Origin of the sequence: Mesorhizobium sp. M0227 (assembly GCF_040321855.1) — a bacterium.
Lineage (GTDB): Bacteria > Pseudomonadota > Alphaproteobacteria > Rhizobiales > Rhizobiaceae > Mesorhizobium.
The window spans coordinates 1-1339 of record NZ_JAMYSJ010000066.1 but is presented as its reverse complement, the minus strand read 5'-3'; the positions used below and the strand labels follow the sequence as shown (position 1 = coordinate 1339).

At 62.4% G+C, this 1339-nt stretch carries 1 protein-coding gene; it reads left to right on the top strand.

Annotated features, from left to right (window positions below; genetic code table 11):
- Positions 1 to 97: 97 nt before the first annotated feature.
- Positions 98 to 1294 carry an IS256 family transposase gene (locus NKJ00_RS32150; protein ID WP_352442705.1) on the top strand — a complete coding sequence of 399 codons (1197 nt, stop codon included), beginning with the start codon at positions 98 to 100 and terminating at the stop codon, positions 1292 to 1294.
- The last annotated feature ends 45 nt before the right edge of the window (positions 1295 to 1339 follow it).

Here is a 1339-nt window from a genome sequence, read left to right as displayed (position 1 = left end):
GGTAGTGTGCTGAGAGTTCTGCAAATTCGCTGAGAGAGGGCGGTCATGGCAGGCTGGTGATGTTCAACGTCACCGATTCCCGCGAAGGAACGCCACCATGACCAAGACAGAAGGTAAATCGACCAGCGCTGCCGTCAAAGACATTCTGCTTTCGAACCCGGAGGGGCTGCACGAAGTGATCCGTGCAGTAATGCAGGAGGTTCTCGAGGCCGAGATGGAGGAGGCGCTGGGTGCTTCGAAGAGCGAGCGCACGCCCGAGCGCCTTGGGTATCGCTCGGGTTACTACGGCCGCACCCTGGTCACCCGGGTCGGCAAGCTTGAGCTGCGGGTTCCGCAGGACCGGGCCGGTCGTTTCTCCACCGAGCTGTTCGAGCGCTACCAGCGTTCCGAGCGGGCCTTGGTGGCCACGCTTGCGGAGATGTATGTGCAGGGCGTGTCGACCCGGAAGGTCAAGGCGATCACGGAAGAGCTGTGCGGTCATGCCTTCTCGGCTTCGTCGATCTCGGCCATCAACAAGCGCTTGGACGAGAGCCTGAAGGCGTTTGCCGAACGACCGCTTCAGGAGCCATTCCCCTACCTCATTCTCGATGCCCGCTACGAGAAAGTGCGCGAAGCCGGCATCGTGATGAGCCAGGCGGTGCTGATCGCGGTCGGCATCGACTGGGACGGGCGCCGGCAGATCCTGGCCGTGGAGATGGCCAATCGCGAGAGCCGCTCGGCCTGGAAGGACTTCCTCGTCGGCTTGAAACGACGCGGCCTCAAGGGCGTCGAACTGGCCGTGTCCGACGACCATGCCGGCCTGGTCGCGGCGATCGGCGAGGTGATCCCGGAAGCCGCATGGCAGCGCTGCTACGTCCACTTCCTCAGGAACGCGCTCGATCACCTGCCCAGGAAGCACGGCGACGATTGCCTGCAGGAACTGCGCTGGCTCTACGACCGGCGCGATCTCGCCGAGGCCAAGGCCGATCTCGCCGCATGGCTGTCCAAATGGTCCGCCCGCTACCCGCGACTGACCACCTGGGCGGAAGAAGCTATAGAACAGACGCTGACTTTCTTCCGGCTGCCGCGTCAGCATCACAAGCACCTAAAGTCCACCAATATGCTCGAACGGCTCAACGAGGAAATCCGCCGGCGCACCTATGTCGTGCGCATCTTCCCAAACGCCGAAAGCTGCCTGCGCCTCGTTAGGGCGCTCGCCGTCGAGACCAACGAAAACTGGATGGAGGCCAACCGATACATCAACATGGACGACCTGCGCGAGCACAAGAAGCTCGCTCTACGCCAAGCCGCATGACCAGCTTCATGATCGCCCATTTTGCAGAACTTGACGCACACAACC